The 24,840-nt window shown below is 62.8% G+C and carries 21 protein-coding genes and 1 other RNA gene; 6 read left to right on the plus strand and 16 right to left on the minus strand.

Features of this window, described 5'->3' with window-relative positions:
* Positions 1-19: 19 nt before the first annotated feature.
* Positions 20-377: a transfer-messenger RNA gene (ssrA, locus tag BG83_RS28615) on the plus strand.
* Positions 378-649: 272 nt separating this feature from the next.
* Here the strand turns inward: ssrA and BG83_RS28620 are convergent.
* The 5 genes from BG83_RS28620 to BG83_RS0108350 form a co-directional block, all read right to left on the minus strand.
* Positions 650-1,639, minus strand: a complete 990-nt coding sequence (locus BG83_RS28620) for a fimbrial protein (RefSeq protein WP_152543683.1) — start codon at positions 1,637-1,639, stop codon at positions 650-652.
* 423 nt (positions 1,640-2,062) lie between these two features.
* Positions 2,063-3,037, minus strand: a complete 975-nt coding sequence (locus BG83_RS0108335; RefSeq protein WP_024976280.1) for a fimbrial protein — start codon at positions 3,035-3,037, stop codon at positions 2,063-2,065.
* 33 nt (positions 3,038-3,070) lie between these two features.
* Entirely contained in the window at positions 3,071-3,826 is a 756-nt protein-coding gene (locus tag BG83_RS0108340) for a molecular chaperone (RefSeq protein ID WP_160169392.1), read from the minus strand.
* Positions 3,827-4,046: 220 nt separating this feature from the next.
* On the minus strand, positions 4,047-6,503 hold the full coding sequence (locus tag BG83_RS0108345; RefSeq protein ID WP_235193168.1) for a fimbria/pilus outer membrane usher protein: 2,457 nt from the start codon (positions 6,501-6,503) through the stop codon (positions 4,047-4,049).
* Positions 6,504-6,718: 215 nt separating this feature from the next.
* Entirely contained in the window at positions 6,719-7,339 is a 621-nt protein-coding gene (locus BG83_RS0108350; protein WP_235193169.1) for a fimbria/pilus periplasmic chaperone, read from the minus strand.
* Between BG83_RS0108350 and BG83_RS29810 the strand changes: the two genes are divergently transcribed.
* A complete protein-coding gene (locus BG83_RS29810) occupies positions 7,326-7,562 on the plus strand; it encodes a hypothetical protein (RefSeq protein ID WP_235193170.1) in 237 nt (78 codons plus the stop codon). The two genes, BG83_RS0108350 and BG83_RS29810, sit on opposite strands and share 14 nt — an antisense overlap.
* Here BG83_RS29810 and BG83_RS0108355 read toward each other — a convergent pair.
* The 4 genes from BG83_RS0108355 to BG83_RS0108370 form a co-directional block, all read right to left on the minus strand.
* Complete coding sequence (locus BG83_RS0108355) at positions 7,553-8,140, minus strand: fimbrial protein (protein WP_024976284.1); 588 nt, start codon at positions 8,138-8,140, stop codon at positions 7,553-7,555. The genes BG83_RS29810 and BG83_RS0108355 overlap by 10 nt on opposite strands.
* 341 nt (positions 8,141-8,481) lie before the next feature.
* Positions 8,482-10,920 (minus strand): ATP-binding protein, encoded by a 2,439-nt coding sequence (locus BG83_RS0108360; protein WP_024976285.1) that lies wholly within the window; start codon positions 10,918-10,920, stop codon positions 8,482-8,484.
* Positions 10,921-11,027: 107 nt separating this feature from the next.
* Entirely contained in the window at positions 11,028-11,624 is a 597-nt protein-coding gene (gene rrtA / locus BG83_RS28310) for a rhombosortase (protein ID WP_235193171.1), read from the minus strand.
* Positions 11,612-14,068, minus strand: a complete 2,457-nt coding sequence (locus BG83_RS0108370) for an ExeM/NucH family extracellular endonuclease (protein ID WP_024976287.1) — start codon at positions 14,066-14,068, stop codon at positions 11,612-11,614. Before BG83_RS0108370 ends, rrtA begins: the two co-directional genes overlap by 13 nt.
* 318 nt (positions 14,069-14,386) lie before the next feature.
* Between BG83_RS0108370 and BG83_RS0108375 the strand changes: the two genes are divergently transcribed.
* Positions 14,387-15,019 (plus strand): LysE family translocator, encoded by a 633-nt coding sequence (locus BG83_RS0108375; RefSeq protein ID WP_024976288.1) that lies wholly within the window; start codon positions 14,387-14,389, stop codon positions 15,017-15,019.
* 93 nt (positions 15,020-15,112) lie between these two features.
* On the opposite strand, the gene BG83_RS0108380 is transcribed toward BG83_RS0108375, so the two are convergent.
* From BG83_RS0108380 to BG83_RS0108405, 6 genes are all read right to left on the minus strand, one after another.
* Positions 15,113-15,340, minus strand: a complete 228-nt coding sequence (locus BG83_RS0108380) for a sulfurtransferase TusA family protein (RefSeq protein WP_024976289.1) — start codon at positions 15,338-15,340, stop codon at positions 15,113-15,115.
* A 47-nt stretch (positions 15,341-15,387) separates the two neighbouring features.
* Positions 15,388-15,969, minus strand: coding sequence for an NUDIX hydrolase (locus BG83_RS0108385; RefSeq protein ID WP_024976290.1), 582 nt, complete (start codon positions 15,967-15,969; stop codon positions 15,388-15,390).
* 14 nt (positions 15,970-15,983) lie between these two features.
* Positions 15,984-17,030: a threonine aldolase family protein gene (locus tag BG83_RS0108390; RefSeq protein ID WP_024976291.1), complete on the minus strand. Its 1,047-nt coding sequence runs from the start codon at positions 17,028-17,030 to the stop codon at positions 15,984-15,986.
* A 31-nt stretch (positions 17,031-17,061) separates the two neighbouring features.
* A complete protein-coding gene (locus BG83_RS0108395; protein ID WP_004629375.1) occupies positions 17,062-17,250 on the minus strand; it encodes a 4-oxalocrotonate tautomerase in 189 nt (62 codons plus the stop codon).
* Positions 17,251-17,299: 49 nt separating this feature from the next.
* A complete protein-coding gene (locus tag BG83_RS0108400; RefSeq protein ID WP_024976292.1) occupies positions 17,300-18,085 on the minus strand; it encodes a class II aldolase/adducin family protein in 786 nt (261 codons plus the stop codon).
* A gap of 75 nt (positions 18,086-18,160) precedes the next feature.
* On the minus strand, positions 18,161-19,375 hold the full coding sequence (locus BG83_RS0108405) for a YbfB/YjiJ family MFS transporter (protein ID WP_024976293.1): 1,215 nt from the start codon (positions 19,373-19,375) through the stop codon (positions 18,161-18,163).
* 102 nt (positions 19,376-19,477) lie between these two features.
* On the opposite strand from BG83_RS0108405, the gene BG83_RS0108410 reads away from it, so the two are divergent.
* The 3 genes from BG83_RS0108410 to BG83_RS0108420 all read left to right on the plus strand — a co-directional run bounded on the left by BG83_RS0108410 (position 19,478) and on the right by BG83_RS0108420 (position 22,610).
* Entirely contained in the window at positions 19,478-20,386 is a 909-nt protein-coding gene (locus BG83_RS0108410; protein ID WP_024976294.1) for a LysR family transcriptional regulator, read from the plus strand.
* A 75-nt stretch (positions 20,387-20,461) separates the two neighbouring features.
* Positions 20,462-21,841 (plus strand): NfeD family protein, encoded by a 1,380-nt coding sequence (locus BG83_RS0108415; RefSeq protein WP_024976295.1) that lies wholly within the window; start codon positions 20,462-20,464, stop codon positions 21,839-21,841.
* Between the two features lie 10 nt (positions 21,842-21,851).
* A complete protein-coding gene (locus BG83_RS0108420) occupies positions 21,852-22,610 on the plus strand; it encodes a slipin family protein (RefSeq protein ID WP_024976296.1) in 759 nt (252 codons plus the stop codon).
* 6 nt (positions 22,611-22,616) lie between these two features.
* On the opposite strand, the gene BG83_RS0108425 is transcribed toward BG83_RS0108420, so the two are convergent.
* A complete protein-coding gene (locus BG83_RS0108425) occupies positions 22,617-24,725 on the minus strand; it encodes a TonB-dependent siderophore receptor (protein ID WP_024976297.1) in 2,109 nt (702 codons plus the stop codon).
* Between the last annotated feature and the right edge of the window lie 115 nt (positions 24,726-24,840).

The raw sequence follows: 24,840 nt of genomic DNA on the forward strand, positions 1-24,840 counted from the left end.
TAATCGACACCTCCTTACTGGGGCCGACCTGGTTTCGACGTGGGTTGCGAAGCAGTGGAGGGCATACCGAGGACCCGTCACCTCGTTAATCAATGGGAATGCAATAACTGCTAACGACGAACGTTACGCACTGGCAGCCTAAGGGCCGCCGTCCTCGCACTGGCTCGCTGACGGGCTAGGGTCGAAAGACTAGCGAGGTCATCTACGTCAGATAAGCTCTAGGTGAGTCACGGGCCTAGAGACGAAAACTTAGTGAATCGCCGTCGTAGAGCGTGTTCGTCCGCGATGCGGCGGTTAAATCAAATGACAGAACTAAGTATGTAGAACTCTCTGTGGAGGGCTTGCGGACGCGGGTTCGATTCCCGCCGGCTCCACCAATATCAGAACCCCGACCCATTCCGGTCGGGGTTTTTTCTTGCGTGCTTCCATCGGCGGAACCCGCGCCGCCTCCCTCCCCCGAGGCGCAGGCAACCGGCCATCCCGTAGTGGTGGCGGACCACCGCCACGGTTCTGATATCGCTTCCAGCAGTGCTTCGAAACAAGGTTGCAATGTGGCCGCGTGTCCGGATGGACTGCGAAGCCCACGGTGCCGCGCAAAGATGCGCGGCCACAGCAGCAGCCCTGGATTTATCAAACCACCTTGGGCTGGCTACTCGTAACTCATCACAAAAGTGACAGAACTGTTTGCCGTGCCCGGCCCAACCGCCGATTCGGTTTGACGGTAGGCCGCCTTCAGCGGAATGTTGAAATTGCCGCCCAGTTTGCTGTATCCCCCGAATTGGATATTCGTCTTCAGCGGCAGCGGGTTGCCTGCATTGGTCAGCAACTGCAAGCCGACACCTTTGGCGGTGGAATCGGCATCAAGGGCGATGACCGAGCGCGCAGCATCGAGGATTTGCGTGTTGGGTACTAGCTGGTATGACACCTTGCTGATGCCCGCCGGACACTCATTGAGGGCAATCGAGAAGTTGACCGGTGCCAGCGTTGTGCCAGCGCCCTGGAACAAGCTCAAATAATTCTTATCGCCCATCTTTACCGTGACGCCGGGCGTTTTGCAGGTGAGCGCTGAAACAGAGACGGTATTGCCTGCCTTGATCGTATAGATGGCAACGTCTCCGCCCGCGCTCAAACTCCCGAGAACGCCCTGCTGAATTCTTGCCCCGGCTTTAATAGGACCGATCGCTACGATTTTGATGCTGAAATTTTGCGTAGCCGACATTACATAACTATTATTCGGAAACGAAACCCCGTAAGCAATATCATTATAAGTTCCGAAAACCCACGCCAATCCGGTATTACCAATGGGAAGATAAGACGGGGTCGCTGCGTTTGCCGTGGCACCAACAGCGTTCACCATTCCAAGCATCCAGTATGTATTACATCCCCATTTCTGTGTGCTTGGCACAGTTTGCAGCGGCGATGTCCAAATAACCGTGCCAATCGTCGCATTACGCGGCACAACCAGGTTAGAAGGAAGCGTATAAGTCATGACCCCAGTGGAATAGCCTGAATCGAAGGAGCAGAGGGTGCGTGCTGGTGCCACAGAACCGATCAACAACGATAGTGCTAACGCCGTGCGCGTATGTCTCAACAGGGAATTGAACAGCATTATCAAAAGACTCGGGATTTTACCCTTCATAGCCAAACTCCATATTCCTTCTTTATCGAAACACCCCTACCACTTCTATCGAATTCCGCTAAGGCATAGCACATCACGAACTGTGCGTTGCCACTTGCTGTTCCTAGCTTGAGAAGCGATCTCGCTTATTGGCATCCCTCGTCGAAGAAGCCTTGCCGCTATTACCCTGCCAGGCGCCTCAGCAGGGTCAATGAGCGACTCCTACCCAGTCTTTCTGCGGGTGGGTGTTTCGAAACAGTGGTGCCCGCGTCCGCTGTTAGCCGCCCCCCTTTTTTTGTAGTTGTCGTGGTGGTGGCGGTACTGCGTCATTCGACGCCATGGAGCGTGCCCCATGTTGATGTACGCGAGGCACTCTTATGGAACGATCACAGCCCTCGCTAGCGGGCGAAGATCGATCGCGCCGTTTCATGAAGAGCTACGACGTCACTTGTAGTACATATCGATCAACACAGCCGCATTGAAGGGACCAGCCACGGGCTTCTTGCGCCAGATCAGTTGCGTGTTGAGATCGATCGAGGCCGGGGTCGATCCGCTCATGTCCGTCAACTTGAACCAATCGTTGAAGGCCAGCTTCTCCTGAGTCTCTGAGCGCAAGATCGAAATCCCGATGGAGTCGTTTTTTTCCGGGACCAACAGGCCGTCCACGACAGTTCCGGCCGTGGGCGTGAAACGCGCGTTGACCGTGTAAGGTGTCGTACAGGCGCGTTGCAGATTCAGGTTGACCCGCTTGCTCGCCGCGACCCCGCCCACTGTTGCACCCAGCACAAATACCTCACCAAAATCCACCGTGCCTGGTGAAATCGAAAGTTGGGGCGAACACGGAACAAAACGTACGTTATCCAAGCCAGTGAGTACGTAGTTGAGATTGCTGTCCTGTACATTGTTCAGCCCCCCAGAGCCGTCCAGCTGGAAGGTCCGATAGCTTGTGGCGGTTGTTGCCTGCCCTGTTGAGGGGGTCGCGCCATACTTCTGCACAAACACCGAGAAGGTCAGCGAAAACCGTGCTTCTCGCCAGCCCGTGCAGTTCGCCCAGGTGCATCCTTCCCACGTGTTATGGCCTGTAAAGTACCGCCCGGTCTCCAATGTAATCGGGACACCCTTGTAACGGATTCCCACGCGAATTCCGGTTCCAACGCTCACTTTGGCCGGGTTGACATAGAAATAGACCCCCTCCTGCCCGACGTCGAGGTTGTCGGAACAAATGACGTTGATGGTTCGGGTAGGCGACTCCCATATGATGGTTCCGTCGGGTGCGTCGGCCGGCACCGCCAAAACCACGCCGATCGGCTCCGTGATGGTGACGCTTTTCGCGCTGTCGTCCGCCTTACACATCAAGGCGAAACTCGTGGCAGGCAGCCATGTGAGCGAAAACACTAGAAGGAAAAGGATTCTGAACATATTCGTCGCAATTTCTCGTTGGGGGAATCGCGTTTAGTGAAGGTCAATTTCGTGTGGCACTTGCAGACCGACATCGTTGATCTCGACAAAGCGCAGGTTCTTGCGCCCTATCGCGCGCGGTAGCGTTACGTCAAACCGTTTGGTCGCGCCGGGTTGAAGCAACACATAGTCAGACACGAGCAGGTGCCCGTCTTGCCACTGCACGTCCAGATCGATCAATGACACATGAAACGGACTCGCGTTGACGACTTCGAGGCGGTCCCGATCGATCTGCCAACGCAGTGCGGCAACAGCGTCGGACACAGTGCCGTGCAGTGCCTTGGGGCGATAGAACAGTTTCAGTCGTTGCTTGATTGCGAACTGAACGGCGTTTTGCATTGCCGGTTTCACAGGAATCCCCACGATGTTCAGAAAGAACATCGACTCCCTGTCTGGCGGCATCCCGTCACCCGCGTAGAAGATGCGCACACCATTGCTTCGACCCGGCTCGATCTTGACCAACGGTTCGGCAATTGCGAACGGAATCGCGGGATGGGCCTCGTCACGCGCGTCGGTCATCCAGCTTTGCATCAGCACCGGCTCTTCGTCGTGATTACTCACTGACACGGTGACGCTTTTGTATGCTTCCGGATAGATGACCCGAGTCCCCCCAATTACAAGCGTGGCATGGGCCGGGACGATCAAGCCAAATCCCAGCGCAGGGATCAGGACCAACAGCGAAGATGTAGTCCGTCGCAGTGCGTGCAGCAAACGACCAAAGGCGCCGTGCGTTAGCTTGGTGGCGAGCATGCGTGGGCAAGCCGGCTTGTTGTCGGCCAACAAAACCGATCTGAGTTCCGACCGGTACGCGCTAATACCGTATCGTTTTCTAAACCTTCTCGACTCATGCATCTTCTTTGACTCCTATTCAGGCAGTGCGAGTACAAGGCGGTGTCTGAACAGAAACGCCCGCTGGCGCAATCGACAAAGCACCGCGATGTCCGGATGCCGGCACCGGTCCTGTGGATCGCTAGCGGCAATGCAGCGTTTGTCGCTGATAGTTCTGCCCCGCCTGCGCCTCGGACAACGCGTAGGGCGCCTGACACTGGCCGTCTTTCCACTTCACGGTCAGCATGCCTTTTTCCTCTTGCAGAAGGACGAATGCCTTGCCGGCGGGGTCTGCGATGCCAAGCTGCTTACCCGTTTGCGCGTCTTCCACGTTGGCGCCGAATGGCACCGGCTTGCCATCCGCCAGTTGCAGCGCGAACTGGGCACGCCGTCCGCTGACCCCGCGGAAGGTCGCCTGCACGATGGCACCACGGCGTGGCACCACCTGTTTGACCGTATCTTCGAGCTCGACGTCGGCACCCAGGTTATGCGTGTCAGGACGCAGTGCGTTCAAGCGGTACGGCTGCGCAAAAGTCACCACCGCGTAGCCATTGCGACTGACTGGAATACCGCCTTCGGTGCGAACGTCCGTGCCCTTGACGCCCTCCATCTTCATCAGCGCAAAGGTGTCCCCAACAGTACGGCTCAGGTTGACGCCGCCGCCATGCACCACTACCGCGCCCATGGCACTCATGCTGGCGGACTGGTAGTCCTGTGCCACGTTGGCGTTGGCCGAAAGCTGCCCCGCATCGGCGTCGTGGGTGATGCTTGCCCCGCCCGTAGCGCCGCGCCCACCGTTTGTGTAGCCGGCCTGCACGGCGTACGACGTTTTGTCCGTCACGAAGCCATTGAGGCCGCTCTGAATGTTCGTGCTGCCGTTGCTGTCATGGCTGACGTTGGTATAGGCGCGCGGGGAGTAAAGCTTGCCGCCGAGCGGAACCGACATCGTGAGCATGACCTGCGTGTTGTTGCCGTAACCACCAAAGCGCGTGTCCTTGGTCTGGCTCAGGCTCAGGTTGTAGCTCAGCTGCTTCCAGGTGTTTCCGTAGCCCACACTGACACTGCGGCTGGATCCCGGCTGATTCCAATAGGTTTGCTGGCTGACGTTCAGGTAGACGCTGCCGTACTTGCGCTCGGGGCCGCCAAGATCCTGGCTGGTCGTCAAGTCAATGCGGGAGCGGCTACGGCCGGACTGGATGCCCCCAGCGTTGCTCACGTCGTTGACGTGGTCGTTGAACGTGCGATAGCCCGAGGTCGAGTAGCGATAGGCGGCGAGCGTGAAATTGGTGTTGGTGCGTGTGAAGGTCTTGGCATACAGGATACGTACGCTCTGCCCTGTGTCGCGCTTGCCCTGCGCACGGCTGCTTGATTGAGTGATGTCCAACGACAGCGCGCCGATCGGGGTGTTTGTACCAACGCCCACGTTGACGGCCTGGAAGTCACGCGCGACCTGCAAGCCTCCAGCCACCGTGCTGTTGTCGGTCAGGCCATAGACCAGTGATCCACTGACCAGATTGGGCGACGTGTCTTGCTCACCATCGTACCGACCCGCAGCAAAGCTGTACTTCAGGCGCCCCTTGCGGAGCATCAGGGGCAAGCTGGAGAACGCCTGGTGGGTGACGCGCTTGGTGCCATCGGCCTCAATGACGGTGATTTCCAGATCGCCGTTGGAGCCGGACGGAAAAATGTCAGTCAGTTGAAACGGGCCCGGCGGTACGTTGGCACGGTAGAGCACGTAGCCACTCTGACGCACTTCCACAACGGCGTTGGTCGCCGCCTGCCCGCGAACAACCGGTGCATAACCGCGTTCGCTATCGGGCAGCATGGCGTCGTCTGAGCTGACTTGCACGCCGCGAAATCGCACACTGTCGAACAGGGTGGAATCAGAGTACTGCTCACCGAGCGTCAGTTGGCCCTTGATAGCGTCAAGGTCACGCTGCACCAGCGTGCGGTTGCTCTGGAAACGTGTCTGACCGTCGTTGCTGCCGCTCAGCGTCGATTCATTGCGCAGGCGCCAGCGGCCAATGTTCACGCCGTTCTGCAACCCCAAGTAATAACTGCTGCTGTCCTTGCCGATGCGCCCATGGCCGTAGGTTCCGCTGAACTGGTAGTTGACGTAGCCAGCGGTAACACCCTCGTCCCACAAGGCCGGATCCACATAGCCACGCGCTGCACGTGACAGGAATGCCTGCGGAATGCTCAGGTTAAGCCGCAATCGGCCCGAGTCGAAATCGACGGCCGCTTGATCCATTAGCCGAGGCAAGTCGATACACGCTTGGCTCTGCACATCCAGTGGCGGCGTGATGGCACCGAGATTGACGCCCACATCGTGCAGCATCCGGGCGGTTAGGCACGGACGGACCTTTCCGCCGTCCTGATGGAAATCGATGTCGCGGCGGCCGACGAGATCGCCATTCACCTGCACCTCGACGCGGTATGTGCCAGGCGGCACGCTGTTGCCTGAAGACAGCACAGCGCTCAAGTCGGCCGGGCGGCCTTCGCCATGCAAGAAGTTGGTGTTGAACGCAAGGAGCGTCGGGTCTGCCTGCGCCACCAGCATGTCGCCTTCAGCCGCGTGCGCACTGTTGAACAATGCCAAACACAACGCCAGATACATCGGCGTCGCAATGGGGCGAGCCGCGAGCGCTTTTCCGCCGGTCTTTCTGGGAAAACGTTTGGTGGTCGGGCGTTTAGACATCGCAATGCTCGCTTCGGGCTTTGAGAATCGGAGGTGTCACATAGGCAAGCTCCGCTACGAAAGGGTGCGGGCTACACCAACCCATGCGGGTTGGCTGATCGAACCCACCGGCTCAATCAGTTACCGGCGGGAACCGGTGTGCTCAACTGGTTGCCGTGCAGGACGACGCGGAAGCTTTCACGGCCGCCGTAGTCGTTGATGATTTCGTAGTGCAGTTCCGGTGCGGACGTCTGGCCACCGGGCAGCGTGATCGGCAGCGCCAGTGTCGAACCGGGCGCGATCATGTTGGCGTCCACAACGGTATGCTCCGCGCCGCCAACGCGCAGCTTGGCGTCCACCACCGTCACGTGATAGAGACTCGGATTGCTCAGACGGAGCGTGGCTTTACCTGCGTCCTGATTCAGTTGCCACTGCAGGCTTGCAGGTGCCTTCTGAGGGTCGCCCGCCAATCCAGCCGGTCGATAGAACACCTTGATGCGCTGGCGCACGGCAAGCTGCAACACGTTGTCGTTGTTGGCCGCCTGGGGAATCTCTTGCACGTTCAGCCAGAACGCAGACTCGCGATCAGACGGCATACCCACGCCCTCGTACAGCACACGCAGCAGTTGCTGCTGCTTCGCGCCCACCTTGGCCAGCGGCGGGGTGATGGCGAACGGCAATTGCGCATTGGCAGCATCATCGAGTGGGTCCAGCCAGGATTGAATGAGCGCTTCGCCGCCATCATTGCTGACCACCACGGAGCTTTCTTTGTTTTTGCCCTCGAAGATCACCCGTGTGGCATTCAAGGAAACGGCGGCGTGGCTCGCGGACGCTGCCAGCGCGCACGCCAACGCCGCGCCAGCGGCGAATCGTTTTGCTTTCATATCCGGAAGTGCCCGTGAAGAGAAAGAGGCGGCAGCGGCTAAAGCTCCGCTGCCGATTGATGCCAGCCAGATCGGCCGGCGTTTGGCTTACTCGTAGCTCAGCGTGAACGGCAGGCTTGCGTTGGCAATGCCGGGCTTGATCAGGGCAGCGTCCGGGGCCACGTATGCCGCAGCGAAACGCACGTTGATTGCACCGCCTTCTGCGGGCAGGGCGGTCTGCGCCAGGAGATTGCCGCTGCTCAGGTCGAACGCGGTTGCGCTGGCGCCCGTACCTTCGTACACGGCAATGCCCACGCCCTGGGCGAAGCCAGCAGAGGTGTTGCCGTTGTTCACGCGCAGCGTCTTCTTGTCGGCGCTCAGTTCAGCCGTCTTGCCGGCAAACTTCATGCTGACCTTGGCGCCCGTCTTGCACACCACGTCGAAGTTGGCCGAGCCGGCACCGCTCGTCAGGCGCTTCGGTGCCGCCACCGTACCGATGTCGTCAGCGGCAATGGTGCCCATGTCCACGTTGATGGTGCCCGCGTCACCCGTTGCCGACGACACCTTGCAGGTGTCACTGACAATCGTGCCTTGGAAGTTGATGACGCCATCCACCGACGTGGGCGTCGTCTGTGCCATTGCAGCGGCCGACAGAGCAGACATGGCGACGCCAGCCAGGAACAGTTTTGCTTTCATTGACTTACCCTTTGATTGAATCCGGGGCACGAACGTGCCGGATTGGTCGAGAACAAATGCCTATCGAAGAAGGCAGGCGCAAGTATTCCAGCGCGATTCGCGGTGCCATATCAGACTGCTCTGAAAAGCGGTGCGAGATGGACGCAGATGTTTCGCGCGTCCTCCGCCTTGGGCATCTGACGTGCAGAGGCGATCTCGCTATGAACGCAGCGGGTCAACCGGCCAAGCCGCCGAGATGGAGACCTTGAGGCGGGACAAGGCGCCACGCTGCCGCAAGAGAGTCGGGCAGCGCATGTGGGGGCGTCGGATCAGGACGAGGCTGCTCGCCCCCGGGAGGGAGATCAAGCGTTGGGAGTATCCGCCCCGTGCAAGGATTGGATTTCCGCCAAGAGGGCCTGCATGTCTGCGGTGATGTCGCCGGGCGAGTCCGAAAGACGCCGCTCCAACTCACTTGCCAAGCTGCGCGTCTGCAGATCGTCCACAACGGCGGCAGCACCGGAAATTCGATGAGCCGCTCGACGTGCCTGCTCAATGTTGCGATTGGCGAGGCCCTGAGCAAGCATCTCAAGATCGGTCTTCATGGTCTGCCGATAGATCGCAAGCACGTCAACCGCCGGCGCCACGTCGTGTTCCATTGACTCCGCGTTGGAGCCGGAATCGCCATGAGCACACCAGAGCTCGATCAGTTCCCGTAACGCGGCCAGACGCAATGGCTTGCCCAGAACACCGTCCATGCCGCTGTCGAAACACCGCACTCGGTGCGCGTCGTCTGTTGCAGCGGAGATGGCGACAATCGGCGTGCGCTCGCCTCCGCGCTGGCGCTCGATTTCTCGCATGCGTTGCGCGACGGTATATCCGTCAATGCCTGGCAGGTTGCAGTCGAGCAGCACCATGTCAAACGCTGCTGACGCAAACTGTTCGAGCGCCGCCTCGCCGGTGCCGGCAATGGCAGACCGGCAAGCCAGTGCGTCCAGCTGATGCTGAATCGCGTGTTGCACCGCCTCGTGATCATCGACCACGAGGACAAGCGGGCCCTCTTTCGATTCCGGCGACTGCGGCTTTTGCGCTCTGGGAGACGATATCGCGGGGGCCACAGACGCCAACGACTTTCCTGCAGTCTTCGCCAACGCCGCCTCTGTATGCGCCTCGCGTGTCGGCAACATGACGGTGAACACCGTGCCGACCTCTGGGCTGCTGCTGACGGTGATCACGCCCTCCATCAGCTCGACCAGTTCGCGGCAGATCGACAAGCCCAGCCCACTGCCGCTGGCACCGCGATTGCCCGGGCTTTCCACGCGTGAATAAGGTTCGAAAATGTTCCGCTGGCGCTCCGGAGGAATGCCCATCCCCGTGTCTCTTACCTCGAGTACGAGCGTTCCGGTACCGCGTCGTTTTCCGGGCAGATAGTCGACGCGGAAAACAACCTTGCCGGCCGTGGTGAATTTGATCGCGTTCACCAGAAGATTCAAAACGATCTGCCGCACGCGCATGGCATCGATGTCCACGCTGAAGTCGGGTGCACAGGCAAGATCGAGTGACAGCGCCAGCGCCTTGTCTTCGGAGCGCCAACGCACCATGCCAAGCGTCTGCTCCGCCCAGGGTCCGATCATCGTTGGCCGGAGCGCGAGTGTCACGGTGCGGGACTCCAGGCGCGAGTATTCGAGGACATCGTCGAGCAGAGCCAAGAGTGTTTCCGATGCCGAGACGGCGGCGTCCGCACGGCTGGCTTGCTGACCGGTCAACTGCGAGCGCTGCAGCAGCTCCAGCGAAGCAAGAATGGTGTGCATCGGCGTGCGGATTTCGTGGCTGATGAACGCAAGGAACATCGCCTTGTCGCGCTCGCTGCGCACGGCAGCAATACGCGCGCGCCATAGCACATACGCCAGCACCGCAAAGGCCAGAACGACGCCCGCAACGAGGGCGACCTGCCGCCAGCGGTAATGCAGGATCGACGCGAGCGACGGCGCGCCGTAGTCGGTTGTCTCTTGCCATCGCTGCCTGATCGCGTCAGCATCGGACGCCGAAATGGCGGTCAGCGATTTATCGAGAATCGATGCAAGCACGGGATTGTCATCGCGCGTGACCATCGTCAACGCATAGGGCCGGTCCCAGATGCTGCCTGAGAGGAACAGCTGGCCCTTGAACTGCCGGTGCAGTTGCGGAACGATCGATGCGTCCGTCCCGAGTGCGGCGTCGGCATCGCCATCAACAACCGCCTGCAACGCCTCGGACTCGTTTTGAAACGTCACCAACTTCACCGGGACAGTGCTGCGGAGGATAGCGAGTTCAAGTCCGCCGCCGCCCTTGATCGCGACCCGTTTGCCGGACAATTGCGAAAAACTGGCAAACAGGTTTTCCTGCTCCGCTGTAACGATTGCGATTGTCCCGACATAGTACGGCGTACTCGCGATGAAGCCGTCCCGGTACGGTGCTACGGTTTCGTCCTTGCTCCAGTCCGGCAGCATGTCAACTTGGCCCAGCTTCAATGCAGCCATCGAGCCGTTCCAGCACGCACCGTCCACATATTCGAAACGCAGCCCGCTCAGATGGGCAACCGCGTCGAGGAACGATGGAACCATGCCGGCCGCCTTGCCGGCTTTGACAAACTCGAACGGACGCCAGTGCGCGTCGACGCACGTACGTACCACCGGATGCGCGGCAATCCAGGCATGCTCTTCCGGTGTGAATAGCGAAGTCTCGGCCGCGTGGCTGCCGGCGGACATCAAGCCAAGCCATACGCCCAAGATCAGCGCGCGCACCGCCGCCGCTACATTGTTCATATCATCCCCAGTCGCCATATCGGAATCGATTGCATCGACGCGTCGCGCTCGCGATGTTGCCGATCTTGCCAATTCAGAAGCTTAAAGCACGTCGACGGATAGGGCGCTCAGACGGATGTCCGGCACTCAATGCAAAGCAATAACGCGCCGGCCGCCAACCCGGCCAGATGCGCAGCGGCAAGCGGCGGCGCTCCCAACCATGGCATCGCATCGGCGTTGCCAGTGTCGAGCCACTGCCAGAGCGCCCGTGCCACGAGCGCAAATAGCACGACGGCCGCAATCGGCTCATCAGGCACACGTGGCAGCAACGCGACCACGGCGAGACCGTATGCGATGCCCGAGAACCCGGCATAGTGCTGCAGCCCGGGCAGCGCGAGAAAAAGCACGAGACCGATCGACGCCGCAAGCCACAGGCAGCAGCGCCACACGCATAGCGACGCGGGAAGGATGACCGCCAGCACGATGAGACCACCGACATTGAGCAGGCAATGCGCCCAGTTGAAATGGACGAAGTGGCCGGAGATCAGCCGCCAGACTTCACCAGACGCGATAGCGGCGCGCTCGTAGCGCAGCGTGTCCGCGATCGTGACACCGCCGGCCTGCAAGGCGAGCATCAACAGCGCCGCCGCAAGGAAGCCGGGATGCACTCGCCCGCGCAACCACCACGCTGGACGGCGAAGTGTCGGGATGCTCAGGCGCGCCACGCGCGACGCCACACCAGGGCCACCACACCGCCCCCCAGCACGAGCCCGATCAGCGGATCTACCGCACCGGCGCCCGATTCCCCGGCACTGCCAGGGCCGCTACCCGTAGCAACATCGTTTTCGGGGGCAGTGCCGCCACCTGCAGCCTCCGTATTGAGCGCGAGGTCGACCAGCACCGGATCGTGATCCGACGAGCGATACGCGTCCGGCGCGTAGAAGGTCTGTTGCTGCTCGGCGCTCTTGTATGCGAATGCGTATTCCAACGCAATCGGTTCGTCGGCGTTGATGTGCCACTCGTGCACGGCGCGTACACGCTCGGCCAGGCCGGAGGTGGCAAGCGCATGGTCGATGTAGCCGGATTCGCCGCCGTAGACATAGCTGTAGGCATCCCTGCCAATGAACTTCTCCACCATGTCGGCGTATCCCCTGTCGGCAAGCAGCAAGACTGGATCTTCCTTGGCATAGCTGTTGAGGTCGCCGATGAGAAGCTTGCCTACGTCAGCCACACCGGTTGGCGAGGTCGCCAGCCAGTCGGCGATCAGACCGGCAGCACGCACCCGGGTGGGGTTCCAGCAGCTCTGGCCGTCGCCCTGGTCGGCGTCCTTACCGGTTGTGCCGGTGCAGCCCTTGGACTTCAGGTGATTGACGACCACGGTGAAGTTCTGCGCGCCGCCGATGCGTCGGAAGCTGCGCGCCAGCGGCTGGCGGTTCTTGTTGTCGATGGCAAGCGTGGCCGGCACCCCTACAGGCTCCACGGTGCGGCTGTTGTAGACGATCGCCACCGTAATCGCATCGCTGCCCAGCTTCGGCACGCCAGGATCGACATAGCGCCAGTCGGCGCCGAGCTGGCTCGTCAGGCGGCGGATGGCGCCGAGTTCACCGTAGCCGTCATTCTCGATTTCCATCAGGCCGACCACATCGGCATTGATGGCGCGGATAGCGGCGACGATCTTGGCTTCCTGGCGTTCGAACTCGGCCTGTGTCTTGGCGCCGCGGTTGGTCGGCCCATCGAAGCCGGCACCTTTGCCGTCACCGTTGAAGTAGTTCAGTACGTTGAACGAGGCGACGCGCACATCAGCTTGGGCATGGCGTGCAGGTGCACCCGCACGCGGGTTCGTGGCGGCATTGAAAGCCGGTGCGGCCGCGCCCGGCACAGGCTGCAGGCGCCAGGCGTTGTAGCGCATTTCCAGCACGCCCTGCACACCGCTCACGGTATAGCCGGCGCGCACGGAATTCGCCGCAGACAGGCCCGGCGCCGGGTAGCGCACGCTGGCAGGATTCTGCTGATTGGAACCGTCGTCAAGCACGATGCGGTTCAGGGCATTGCTTGCAGCCTGGGCCGCAGCGCCGGTCCCGGGTGGGGCCACGTTGGTGGGCAATGGCAGGCGCCCGTTGCTGAGGAGCAGACTGCCATAGCGTCCGAGTTCGTACGTTTCGCTCACCGTCAGCGTCTGCGGCAGGCGCACGAGCATCCCTTCATACGCCGAGAGCGCCGTGGCATCGGCCACGGGCAGTGTCACGTCGACCGGCGTCACGCTGTTGCCGCTGGCGCAGCTTGCGATGCCGTTGGTGACCAGCGTCAATTGCGTCTGGCCGTACTTCTCCTCCACCTTGCCGACAAGGTGGAGGAGGTCACCTGCACGGGCGGTGACGCCGGGCGCGTAGACGAACAGCCCTTCCGACACGCCGGGCAGCCTTCGGCGCTGCGCGTCGGGCTGTTGCACGAAGAAGCCGTTGAACCCGTTGGTGCCGCTGTAGTCGGCCGTCACGACCGCTTCGACCTCGACGTTCTGGCCGGCGAGCGGCGAAGTTGTGCCAGCGCCCTGCACATCCGCAAGATGCGTTGCAGCGGCACCGCACACGGCAGCGGCGGGTGGCGGCGTGACGGTGCCCTGCCCGTTGTACAGACCAAGGTCGGAGAAGTCGTCAACGTTGAACGCATCCCATTGCACGGATGGATCGAAGGCAGCGGTAGTGTTTGTGTCGCCCGCCTTCACCGTGCCTTTGCGGCGTAGCGTGCGGTCCTTGGTGCCGGCGCTGGCCGTACCCCAGAAGCCGGACGGCGGTTGATAGCCGACCTGCCCAATGCGATCGACAACGACGCCGGAACGCGTGAGCGTCAGCGCGTCGTCGCCGTTGAAGGAGAACGCCGCGGTCTGGTTGACGCGGATGCCCAGCGCACTGGCCAGCGTGCTGTGGGCCATCACATGCACAGAGCCCGGCGCCAGCTTGCCCGAGAGCGCAAACGATGCGGTGGGCGTGCTGGCGCCATTGTTGTACTGCTCGATCTTGTAGACCGACAGATCGGCTTCTGCCCCATCAGGGTTGTAGATTTCGATGGCCTTGTTGTTCGAGCTGCCTTCTACGTACTCGCTGATAAGAAGCTCAGCATGTGCAGGTAACGCCATGAACAGCACGGCGGGAAAGAGGAAATGCAGGCGCATGGGGACCAGGGGATGGGGGGGAGGAATGATCTCGGCATACCTTCAACAACGCCGATGACACACACATGGCGCGCGGTCGCCGATGGTTCAGCATTCTGTAAGCTGTCCCCTCCCCCCAGCCTGCCCGCACCAAAAAATGAAAAACCCGCGATGGCTTCCAGGCATGCGCCGCATGCGTTATCCAATGGTCGCGGTTGGCTCTCCTTGGAGGACCAATACAGAATTGCCGAAATTTGCGATTTTCTGTACCTGTCGGGCGGTTGGCGACGGGTGCTAGCCTGCAAGCTCTTCGTCCTTGCCGCTGACATCGAGCCCGCTATGCCTACCCTCACCAACCTGCTCACCTTTGCCCTGGTTGCTCTCGGCATGGTGCTGACGCCCGGCCCGAACATGATCTACCTGATCTCGCGTTCGATCTGTCAGGGGCGTAACGCCGGGTTGGTGTCGCTGGCGGGCATCGCCACCGGCTTTGTCTTCTACATGCTGTGCGCGGCGTTCGGCATCACAGCCTTGCTGATGGCCGTGCCGTTTGCCTACGATGCCCTGCGCTTTGGCGGCGCGATCTACCTGCTGTATCTGGCGTGGCAAGCCGTGCGCCCGGGTGGCCGCGCGCCATTTCAGGTGCGGGAGCTGCCGGTGGACAGCCCGCGCAAGCTGTACACGATGGGCTTGCTGACCAGCATGCTCAATCCCAAGGTGGCAGTGTTGTACCTGTCGCTGCTGCCGCAGTTCATCGAGCCGGCGCACGGCAGCGTGCTGGTGCAGTCGGTGTGCCTGGGGCTCACGCAGATCTGCGTAAGCGTGACCGTCAATTCGATGATCGCGGCCACGGCGGGCAGCATCGCTGCATTCCTCTCTCGCAAGCCGAGCTGGTTGTCGGCTCAGCGCTACCTGATGGGCACCGTGCTGACCAGCCTGGCGCTGCGCATGGCTATGGAAGCGCGCAAGTAAGCCACGCCCATTCGCGAAACGATCCGCAGCCAATGAAAACGGGGCGATCCGGCCAAACCGGATCGCCCCGTTTTCATTGAACGCGCTACCCGATCAGCGGCGGCGCATGTAGAACGTGAACACTTTGTCCTGCTCGCTGTGCTCCAGCAGCTCGTTGCCGGTTTGCTTGGCGAATGCCTGGAAGTCCCGCGTGGCGCCGGGGTCGGTAGCAAGAATCTTGAGCACGTCGCCGCTTTGCATGTCGGCAAGGGCCTTCTTCGTGCGCAGGATGGGCAGCGGGCAATTCAGGCCGCGCGCGTCAATTTCCTTCTGAAACTCCATGTCTTCCTCAGTGGTACGGGCAAGCGGCGCAGCGCCGCTTGCATCAGTTATTCCGTGATTGTAACGAGCCGTGTCGGCTGCCACTGGCGCGGCGGCGGCTCGGCGGGTTCGCCGGTGCGGATGTCGATGTAGCTGACAGGCAAGCCGCGCGCACTCAGGAAATCAGCGACGGCATAACCGGTGCCGGCCGTCCAGGGACGGACTTTCTCAAACGGCTTCAGACGGTACTCGACGAGTTCTTCCGACAGCGCGATTTCGCCATCGGCCACCACGTGGTACGCAATGATCAGCTCATTCTTGCGGATGAACTCATACACGCCGATCAGCGAGATCGACTGTGCATCGAGGTTCGTCTCTTCCTTCAGCTCGCGGGCAATGCCTTCTTCAGGCGTTTCATCTCGCTCCAGAAAGCCGGTGACGAGGGCAAACATGCCTTCGGGCCATAGCGCATTGCGCGCCAGAAACATCTGCCCGCGATACTCGACTACCGCCGCCAAGACCGGCAGCGGATTGTTCCAGTGGACGAAGCCGCAGTCCGGCACCGGACATGAGATGCGCAGGCGGCCGGCGTTGTGCTGCTCGACGAGCGGCGTGGCGCATTGGGGGCAGAAGCGGTAGTCGAAGCTCATGGCAGAGAGATGCGTTAGACAGCTTGCTCACAGGCCGTGCGGATGTCGGCGGCGAAGGCTTCCACCGTCTCAGGCTCCACATCCCACGAGCACATCAGGCGGCAGCCGCCGGCACCAATGAACGTGTAGAAACGCCAGCCGCGTGCGCGCAGCGCCTCGATGGCGGGCACCGGCAACTCGGCAAACACGGCGTTCGATTCGGTCGGAAACATGATGCGCACGCCCGGCACATCGGCAATGCGCGCATGCAGAAGCTGCGCCATCGCATTGCCGTGACGCGCGTTGCGCAGCCACACGTCGTTTTCAAGCAAACCCAGCCAAGGTGCCGAGATGAATCGCATCTTCGAGGCCAACTGCCCTGCCTGCTTGACGCGATAGGCAAAGTCTTCCGCCAGGCGACGATCGAAGAAGACCACGGCCTCGCCGACCGGCAGGCCGTTCTTCGTGCCGCCAAAGCACAGCACGTCCACGCCGGCGCGCCACGTGATCTCGGACGGATGCACGCCGAGCGACGCCACCGCGTTGGCAAAACGCGCGCCGTCCATGTGCACGCGCAACTGGCGACGCTTGGCAATCGCGGCAATGGCCCGCACCTCGTCCACGGTGTAGACGGTGCCGACTTCCGTCGACTGCGTCAGCGAAACGACCTTCGGCTTCGGGTAGTGGATATCCGAGCGCCGCGTAACGAGCGCTTCCACCGCGTCCGGCGTGAGCTTGCCGTTCTCGCCCTTGGCGGTCAGCAGCTTTGAGCCGTTGGAGAAAAACTCGGGGCCACCGCATTCGTCCGTTTCGATATGCGCCAGCTCGTGACAGATCACCGAGTGATACGACTGGCACAGCGACGACAGCGCCAGCGAATTGGCTGCCGTGCCGTTGAAGACGAAGAAGACTTCGCAATCGGTCTCGAACAGATCGCGGATGCGGTCGCACACGCGCTGCGTCCAGGAATCATCGCCATAGGCCGGCTCATGGCCGCTGCCGTTGGCCTCCAGGAAATACTTCAGAGACTCCGGGCAGAAGCCCGCGTAGTTGTCTGAGGCGAAATGCTGCTTGGGCTGCATGGCGGGCCGGCAAATGTGAGTGGAAGACGGGTTACTTCTGTTCGGACCACAGCACGCCGCCGGTGGCCCAGTTCTCGCGCTTGATGTCGGTGATGATGATGTCGACGGCGCCCGGCGCGCAGCCCAGCGATTCGCAGGTGACGCGCGTTACCTCTTCGACGAGCTTCCGCTTCTGCTCAACGCTGCGGCCCTCGAACATCTCGATATGGAAAGTCGGCATGGGGGTGTCTCCGGTTGAATGCGTAGCTTCGACAGTCGCGTCAGTTGCGTCAGTCGCGATACGAAGCGTCGATTTTATCCAGTTTGCGCAAGAGCGCCGGCCACTCGATCACGCCTTCAATGGCGCCGCCATCCTCAAGCTGTTCTGCCGCGCGATCTGCCACGTGCGGCGCGGGCGAGACGACCTCGCCGCCGGCGAGTGCGTGAATCTGGATCTCGCATGCCTTGATGAGTGTGGCCATCAGCACGTGCGCCTCGGCCACGGTACGGCCGACGGTGAGCGTGCCGTGATTGCGCAGCAACATGGCGAAATGGGTGCCCAGCGATGCGGTAAGGCGGCCGCCCTCTTCCGGTGTAAAGGCAAGCCCTTCGTAATCGTGATACGCAATGCGCCGGTGAAACCGCAGCGCATGCTGTGACAACGGCAGCAGCCCGTGCTTTTGCGCCGACACGGCAATGCCGGCCGTGTTATGCAGATGGATCACGCACTGCGCGTCGGGCCGGGCGGCGTGCACGGCGGCGTGCAATGCGAAGCCCGTCACGTTGACGGACGGACGCGTAGCTGCGTCGGGCCAATCGCCGACAAGCTGGCCGCGGCCATTGATCTTGACCAGGTTGGATGCGGTGATCTCGTCGAACGCGAGGCCGAACGCGTTGATCAGGAAGTGATCAGGCTCGCCCGGCACGGTGGCCGACAGGTGGGTGTAGACAAGGTCGTCCCAACCGTTGAGCGCGGCCAGGCGATATGCGGCGGCAAGATCGACGCGCACCGCGCGCTCGGCCTGGCTCATTTCGCCGCCAGACGTGACGGCATCGGGGCGCAGGGCAAAAGACATGGGGCTCCTCCAATGGAGGAGGCATTCTAGAACGGGTGCGCTGAGCGCGTTGTACACGCCTTCACATGCCGCGCATCACGCACGCGCCGGTGCCACCCGCTTCACCACAAGAAAGGTCGCCACGCCCGCCACGAGCGACACCGCTGCCACGGCCAGTGATGCATTGAAGCCGCCCGTGGCCGCAAACAGCCGGTTCGCAAGCGGCGGCCCGACGATCTGGCCGATGCCATACGCGGCCGTCATGAGCCCCATCAGACGCGGCACAGCATGCGGCCAGAGCCGGCGCGCCTCGCGCATGGCGAACAGCGTGATCGCCGTGAACGGCAGGCCGAGCAGCGTGCTGGAAAGCGCCAGCCCCGCCACCGTTGGCCACACGATGCTGGTAGTCACAGCAAGCGCCTGCATGGCGTAGGCCGTGGCCAGCAGCGAGCGGTTGTCGCGCGCCAGACTGATCCGCGTGGAAAGGAACGCCCCGAGCGCCACTCCCGCACCGAACATCGGCCAGAACAGATCGGGCCAGACCGAACCCGCCGGCAGCACCTTGCGCGCGATCACGGGCAGGAACGTGGCGGTGATGATGTAGCCAAAGCCGGCCAGGCCGTAGGCGAGCGTCAGCGCGCTGGTGGGCGCATCCAGGCCGGGTGCCGTCCCGGATACAGCCGGCGCCGGAGCAGCATGCGCATGCGCTTCCGGCCGGATGGTCGACCACACCGCCGCCGAGAGCAGCGCCGACAGCACGCCAAACGCAATCCATGCCGACGTTGCGTGCCAACCCAGCGCCACCATCCCGCTGGCCGCCAAGCCCGGTATGGCGATGCCAAGACCCGGCCCGCAGAAAATGATGCCGCCGAGCGCCGCATGGCCCAGCTCGGTCAGCCGATGGAGGCACCAGCCCGCCGTAAAGACAAACACCAGCGCGCTGGCCATGCCGGCTGCAAAGCGCAGGAGAAGCCACGCCGGCTGTCCTTGCAGGACGCCCATTCCGGCGGTCAGCAGCACTGTCGCAACCAGGCCGATGCGGATGAGCCGTGCCGCGTCGCCGCGCACCGCCATGCAGGCCAGCGCGCCAACGAAATAGCCCAGGTAGTTGCCGGTGGCCAGCCAACTGCCCTGCGCCAACGTCAGGCTGCCGTCGTGAAGCATCATCGGCAGGATCGGCGTGAAGGCGAAGCGGCCGATGCCCATCGCCACGGACAGCGCCACCATGCCCGCAATCGCCACGCGCCATGCGGTGGCCCGCTGGGAACGCGCGGCGGACAAGGTAGAGGTAGACGACAGCGTGTGCTCCATGGAAAGGCCCGGATGAGGAAATCGGCACTTCATCGTACGCAAGGCCGTCCATCCTGAAAAATGAATTATATTGAACAAACCCATTAGCATTTGAGATACATCATGGATCTGTCCTCGCTTGAGATCTTTCGGACGGTGGTGCGGGAAGGCGGCGTCACGCGGGCGGCCCAGCAGTTGAATCGCGTGCAGTCGAATGTGACGACACGCATCCGCCAGCTCGAGACCTCGCTGGGCGTGCAACTGTTCGTGCGCGAGAGCAAGCGCATGGTGCTCACGCCCGCCGGTCAGACCTTGCTGACCTACGCCGACGACATCCTCCGCCTGGCCGCAGAAGCACGCCAAGCCGTGCAGCCGCGCGAGCCGCACGGGCGCCTGCGCATCGCCTCGATGGAAAGCACGGCGGCAAGCCGGCTTCCGGCCCTGCTGGCCACGCTGCATCAGCGCTGGCCGCGCGTGCAACTCGAACTGGTAACGATGACCACGCGCCAGTCCCTCCAGGCGCTGTCCAACTTTGAAGTCGATTGCGCGTTCGTTGCCGAAACGGCGTGCCTGAACAACACGCGCGCCGCCATGACGACGCTGCCGGCCTTTGCAGAAGAGCTGGTGCTGATTGCCCACCGCGCTCATCCGCCAATCCGCCGCGCTGTGGACGTGCAGACCGCCGGCATGCTCGCGTTCGAACCCGGCTGCGCCTATCGGCAATTGATCGAAGACTGGTTCGCCGCAGATGGCGTGGTGCCTTCCCGGGTGCTGGAGCTTGGCTCGTATCACGCCATCGTCGCGTGCGCGGCGGCGGGCATTGGCGTGGCGCTGGTGCCGCGCTCGGTGCTTGAGCTATATACGAATGCCCCGGAAATCAGCATCCACGCGCTGGGTAAGCCCGGCCGTGTCGACACGCTGCTCGCCTGGCACCGCGACATGGCAGGGCCCGCCCTACAGGCGCTGGTTCAGTTGCTGAGCGAGCCAAAACCAGTGCCAAGCGCACCCACGCGCGAGGCCATTGCCGCCTAAACTGAAAGCGGATATCGGGACCGTGCCGCAGGTCTGATCAGGCAAAAACCGCGGCAATCACGGACGGAGGCGCGAATGCGGCCGTCGTTGCGGATGCGGCGTTGGATAGGATGGTTGGCAGCGGTCATCGCCGCGGTCTGGACCAGCCTTGCCGTGGCAGCCGCGCCGGTCGTGGTGTTGCCGGTCACCGGTGCCATCGGGCCAGCCAGCGCAGCCTATGTGATCCGCGGCCTGCAACAGGCGCGCGATCAAGGTGCGCAGCTTGTTGTGCTGCAAATGGATACGCCCGGCGGCCTCGATGCGTCGATGCGCCAGATCATTCAGGCCATCCTTGCGTCGCCCGTGCCGGTGGCAGGCTACGTGGCCCCCGGCGGCGCGCGGGCAGCGAGCGCGGGCACCTACATCCTCTATGCATGCCACGTTGCGGCGATGGCGCCCGCCACGAACCTGGGTGCGGCGTCTCCCGTGGCGATCGGCATGGGCGGCCACGCTCCCGGCCCCGGCGACAGTGCCAAACCGGCCAGCGCGCCAATCGTCTCTTCCAGCAACGAAGACACCCTCGCCCGCAAGCAGATGCACGACGCGGCGGCGTACATCCGCGGGCTGGCGCAACTGCGTGGTCGCAATGCGGAATGGGCCGAGCGCGCCGTGCGTGAAGCCGTGAGCCTCGACGCGCCCGAAGCCGCGAGCCAGCACGTGATCGATCTTGTTGCGGCAAGCCTTCCTGATCTGCTCAAGCAAGTCGACGGCCGCGCGGTGCGCACGTCCGCCGGCGTGGTCACGCTGCATACGGCAGAGGCCACGATCGTCACGCTGGAGCCGGACTGGCGCAACCACTTCCTCGGCGTCATTACCGATCCAAGCCTGGCGCTGTTGCTGCTGACGGTGGGCGTGTACGCACTCATCTTCGAGTTCTCGACGCCGGGCATGGTTGTGCCGGGCATCCTCGGCGCAGTGTGCATCGTGGTGGCGCTCTACGGGTTGCAGATGCTGCCGATCAACTACGCGGGGCTTGCCCTCATCGCACTCGGCCTAGGTTGCATGGTTGCTGAAGCATTCCTGCCGACGTTCGGCGCGCTCGGCGTGGGCGGCATCGTTGCGTTCGTGCTGGGCGCGGTGATGCTGATCGACACGCAAACGCCGGGCTTTGGCGTACCGCTGCCCTTGATCGTATCGATGGCGTTCGTGAGCCTGGCGGTGATCCTGCTGCTCTCGAGCATGGCTCTGCGGGCACGGCGGCGCCCGAACGTGGCCGGTGGCGACATCCTCATCGGCATGACCGGCGAATTGCTGGAGCTGGACCCGACCGACCCAAACGACCCGGCCGCCGGCTGGGCACAAGTGCATGGCGAGCGCTGGCGCGTGCACTGCGACGGGCCCCTCGCACGCGGCGACCGTGTGCGCGTGACGGCGCGGCACGGCCTGACGCTGAACGTCGTCCCGGCGTCATTCTGAGGAGAAGAACATGGTCTACGGATTTTTTAGTGCAGGCGGCCTGATCTTCCTGGCCGTGCTGCTGGTCATCTCGTCGTTTCGGGTGCTGCGCGAATACGAGCGCGGCGTGGTGTTCCTGCTCGGCCGCTTCTGGCGCGTGAAGGGGCCAGGGCTGGTGCTCATCGTGCCGGCCATCCAGCAGATGGTGCGCGTGGACTTGCGCACGGTGGTGATGGACGTGCCGCCCCAGGATGTGATCTCGCACGACAACGTATCGGTCAAGGTCAATGCGGTGGTGTATTTCCGTGTAGTCGATCCGGAGCGCGCCATCATTCAGGTGGCCAACTATCTTGAAGCGACAAGCCAGCTCGCGCAGACCACGCTGCGCGCCATCCTCGGCAAACACGAGCTGGATGAGATGCTGGCCGAGCGCGAAAAGCTCAACCTCGACATCCAGAAGGTGCTCGACATCCAGACCGACCCGTGGGGCATCAAGATCGCGAACGTGGAGATCAAGCACGTCGACCTGAACGAATCGATGATCCGCGCCATCGCCCGCCAGGCCGAGGCCGAACGCGAACGCCGCGCCAAGGTCATCCACGCGGAAGGCGAGCTGCAGGCATCGGAAAAGCTGCTGGAAGCCGCGCGCATGCTGGCCCAGCAACCCGAGGCAATCCAGTTGCGCTACCTGCAGACGCTCACGCAGATCGCCGGTGACAGAAGTTCGACGATTGTCTTTCCGCTGCCGATGGATGTGCTGGGCGCAGTGAAGAAAGCCGCCGCCGGCTGACACGCATCACAGATCGATCTTCATGCCGAGCTTGAAGAGCCGTGGCGCGCCCATCGACAGACGGTTGTTGCCGGCGCCCGCCCAGTAGCGCTTGTCGGTCAGGTTGTCGACATTGAACTGCAGCGTTGCCCGCTTGCCCGAGACGCGCGTCACGTAACGCACGCCTGCACTGAAGAGCGTCGTGCCGCCCAGCTCTGCCTGGTTGGCATCATTCACAGGGCGCGGGCCAAGGTAATAGGCGCCTGCATTGAACGAGACCGAACGCAGCATCGGCAGCGTGTATTCCGCAAAGACGCTGGCGGTGCTGCGCGGCGTGTTCTCCGGCGTTTTTCCGTCGAGGCCGTTACCGACACTGCGGAACTTCGCGTCCGTCCAGCCTGCGGAGGCCAGCAGCGACAGGTCCTTGGTGACGCGGCCTTGGGCGGTCAGCTCGATACCGCGAATGCGCTCGCGCCCATCCTGCACGAAGACGTTCGCGTCGTTGGTGTAGCTCGCGGCGCGGTCGATGTCGTACACGGCAGCGGCGAGCTGTGTGCCGGCTGGCGTCTCGTAGCGCACGCCCACCTCCTTCTGTTCCGACAGCGCAGGCGGCATGGCCACATTGGCGTTGGCGGCCGTGTTGGGCGCGCGCGCACCGGCTTCCAGGCCCTGCGCGTACGACGCGTATGCCGACAGCGCCGGCGTGAACTTGTAGATGACCGCGCCCAGCGGCGTGGTCTTGCTGGCCTCGTATCGGTTGGGCGCCTGCTCGCTGGTGTAGCGCGTGTAGCGCAGGCCCGCGATCACCTGCCAGTGCTGCGACAGCGTCATGCGATCCAGCGCGTAGACACCCGTATCCACGGCGCGCTGCTCTGCGGTGACGCCCGTGCCGGTGGTGGGCAGCCAGCCGAGATCGACCGGGTTGTACAGATTCTGCGCGCCGGAGAAGCGGTCCGAGTACACGGCCGCCTGGCGCATGTCGGATCGCGCAATGCCGAAGGTCAGGTCATGCGTGATCCAACCCGTTTTCTCGGTACCGGAGATGTCGGCACGCACGTGGCTGGTGTTCCAGCGGCCGCTCTGGCGCTGGCCAGAGACTGTGCCGGCGCCCGTCACCGCGTTGGTCAGGCGAAATTCCGAGAACGCCCGCGTGCGCGCCGTCTCCGACATGCCGCCTTCCACCGTCAGCAGCCACGTATCGGCGAGCGCGTAATCGGCACGCAGCAACGCATTGGTGTTGTTGCCGTCAAAGTCGGCCCACCCCGGCGAAATGCGTTTGGCCGGGTCGGGCATGGCCGGCAAGGTGATGACGCCGTTCTTGGCGGCGGGCAGCGTCACCACCGATTGTTCGGTGATGACCTTGCGCGAGTATTCCACGTCGGCCTTCAGGCTCAGGCGGCTGTTGACCTTCCAGTCGAAAGCCACGGCGGCAAGCTGGCGCGTACCGTCAATGCCGCTTGTTGGCGACTGCAGCGAGCCGCCCGCCGCATTGAAGCGCAGGCCGTACTGATTGTCTTCACCAAAGCGGCGCCCCACGTCGAGCGTGCCGACCACGGTGCCGTTGCTGTCGAACTGCATGCCCAACGTGGTGACCGGCGTATTGCCCGCACGCTTCGTGACTAGGTTCACCACGCCGCCCGGAGTCGTGTAGCCGTAATACAGCGCCGACACGCCCTTGAGCACCTCCACGCGCTCCTTGTCCTCAAGCGGGATGGCCGTGAGCGCCGGAATCGGCATCGAGCCGTTGAAGCGGAAATTGGTGCGGTTCTCCAGCGTCACGCCGCGAATGGCGAGGTTATCGAACGTCTCGCCCGAAAGCTGCTGGCGCGTCACGCCGGCCGTGTTGCGCAGGGCGTCGTACAGCGACGTGTCCTGCTGCGCGTCGAGCGCCTCGCGCGTGACCACGTTCACGGTGGCAGGGATGTCGCGCAACGCCATGCCCCGAAACGCGCCGACCTGCGCCGTGCTGGCCGCAAAGCCGCGCTGACTGCCCGCAGTGACGGTCGTCTCATTCAGGTCGACCGTGGCGGCACCTGTGGCCGGCGGGCTCTCTTCGGCATGCGCCCATGTGGAAACGGCAAGAGGAATGGCGGCGAGCGCGCAGGAGAATGCGCGGGCCGCGAGATGACGGTTCATCGCAGGCAACAGGGTCGATCAGGATTAGCGAAACCGGACGCGCGGACATGCGCTGAGAGAAGAGAAAACGCGCCGCAAAACATCACGCGGCGCGTCGATCCGTTGGCTGGCAGGT

This window comes from Ralstonia pickettii, from assembly GCF_000607165.1.
GTDB lineage: Bacteria > Pseudomonadota > Gammaproteobacteria > Burkholderiales > Burkholderiaceae > Ralstonia > Ralstonia holmesii.

Excerpts from the sequence above, each read along its gene's own strand:
- BG83_RS28620 (WP_152543683.1), bottom strand. The coding sequence starts at position 1,639 with ATGAAGGGTAAAATCCCGAGTCTTTTGATAATGCTGTTCAATTCCCTG.
- BG83_RS0108335 (WP_024976280.1), bottom strand. The coding sequence starts at position 3,037 with ATGTTCAGAATCCTTTTCCTTCTAGTGTTTTCGCTCACATGGCTGCCT.
- BG83_RS0108340 (WP_160169392.1), bottom strand. The coding sequence starts at position 3,826 with ATGCTCGCCACCAAGCTAACGCACGGCGCCTTTGGTCGTTTGCTGCAC.
- BG83_RS0108355 (WP_024976284.1), bottom strand. The coding sequence starts at position 8,140 with ATGAAAGCAAAACTGTTCCTGGCTGGCGTCGCCATGTCTGCTCTGTCG.
- BG83_RS0108360 (WP_024976285.1), bottom strand. The coding sequence starts at position 10,920 with ATGAACAATGTAGCGGCGGCGGTGCGCGCGCTGATCTTGGGCGTATGG.
- BG83_RS0108370 (WP_024976287.1), bottom strand. The coding sequence starts at position 14,068 with ATGCGCCTGCATTTCCTCTTTCCCGCCGTGCTGTTCATGGCGTTACCT.
- BG83_RS0108375 (WP_024976288.1), top strand. The coding sequence starts at position 14,387 with ATGCCTACCCTCACCAACCTGCTCACCTTTGCCCTGGTTGCTCTCGGC.
- BG83_RS0108380 (WP_024976289.1), bottom strand. The coding sequence starts at position 15,340 with ATGGAGTTTCAGAAGGAAATTGACGCGCGCGGCCTGAATTGCCCGCTG.
- BG83_RS0108385 (WP_024976290.1), bottom strand. The coding sequence starts at position 15,969 with ATGAGCTTCGACTACCGCTTCTGCCCCCAATGCGCCACGCCGCTCGTC.
- BG83_RS0108390 (WP_024976291.1), bottom strand. The coding sequence starts at position 17,030 with ATGCAGCCCAAGCAGCATTTCGCCTCAGACAACTACGCGGGCTTCTGC.
- BG83_RS0108395 (WP_004629375.1), bottom strand. The coding sequence starts at position 17,250 with ATGCCGACTTTCCATATCGAGATGTTCGAGGGCCGCAGCGTTGAGCAG.
- BG83_RS0108400 (WP_024976292.1), bottom strand. The coding sequence starts at position 18,085 with ATGTCTTTTGCCCTGCGCCCCGATGCCGTCACGTCTGGCGGCGAAATG.
- BG83_RS0108405 (WP_024976293.1), bottom strand. The coding sequence starts at position 19,375 with ATGGAGCACACGCTGTCGTCTACCTCTACCTTGTCCGCCGCGCGTTCC.
- BG83_RS0108410 (WP_024976294.1), top strand. The coding sequence starts at position 19,478 with ATGGATCTGTCCTCGCTTGAGATCTTTCGGACGGTGGTGCGGGAAGGC.
- BG83_RS0108415 (WP_024976295.1), top strand. The coding sequence starts at position 20,462 with ATGCGGCCGTCGTTGCGGATGCGGCGTTGGATAGGATGGTTGGCAGCG.
- BG83_RS0108420 (WP_024976296.1), top strand. The coding sequence starts at position 21,852 with ATGGTCTACGGATTTTTTAGTGCAGGCGGCCTGATCTTCCTGGCCGTG.
- BG83_RS0108425 (WP_024976297.1), bottom strand. The coding sequence starts at position 24,725 with ATGAACCGTCATCTCGCGGCCCGCGCATTCTCCTGCGCGCTCGCCGCC.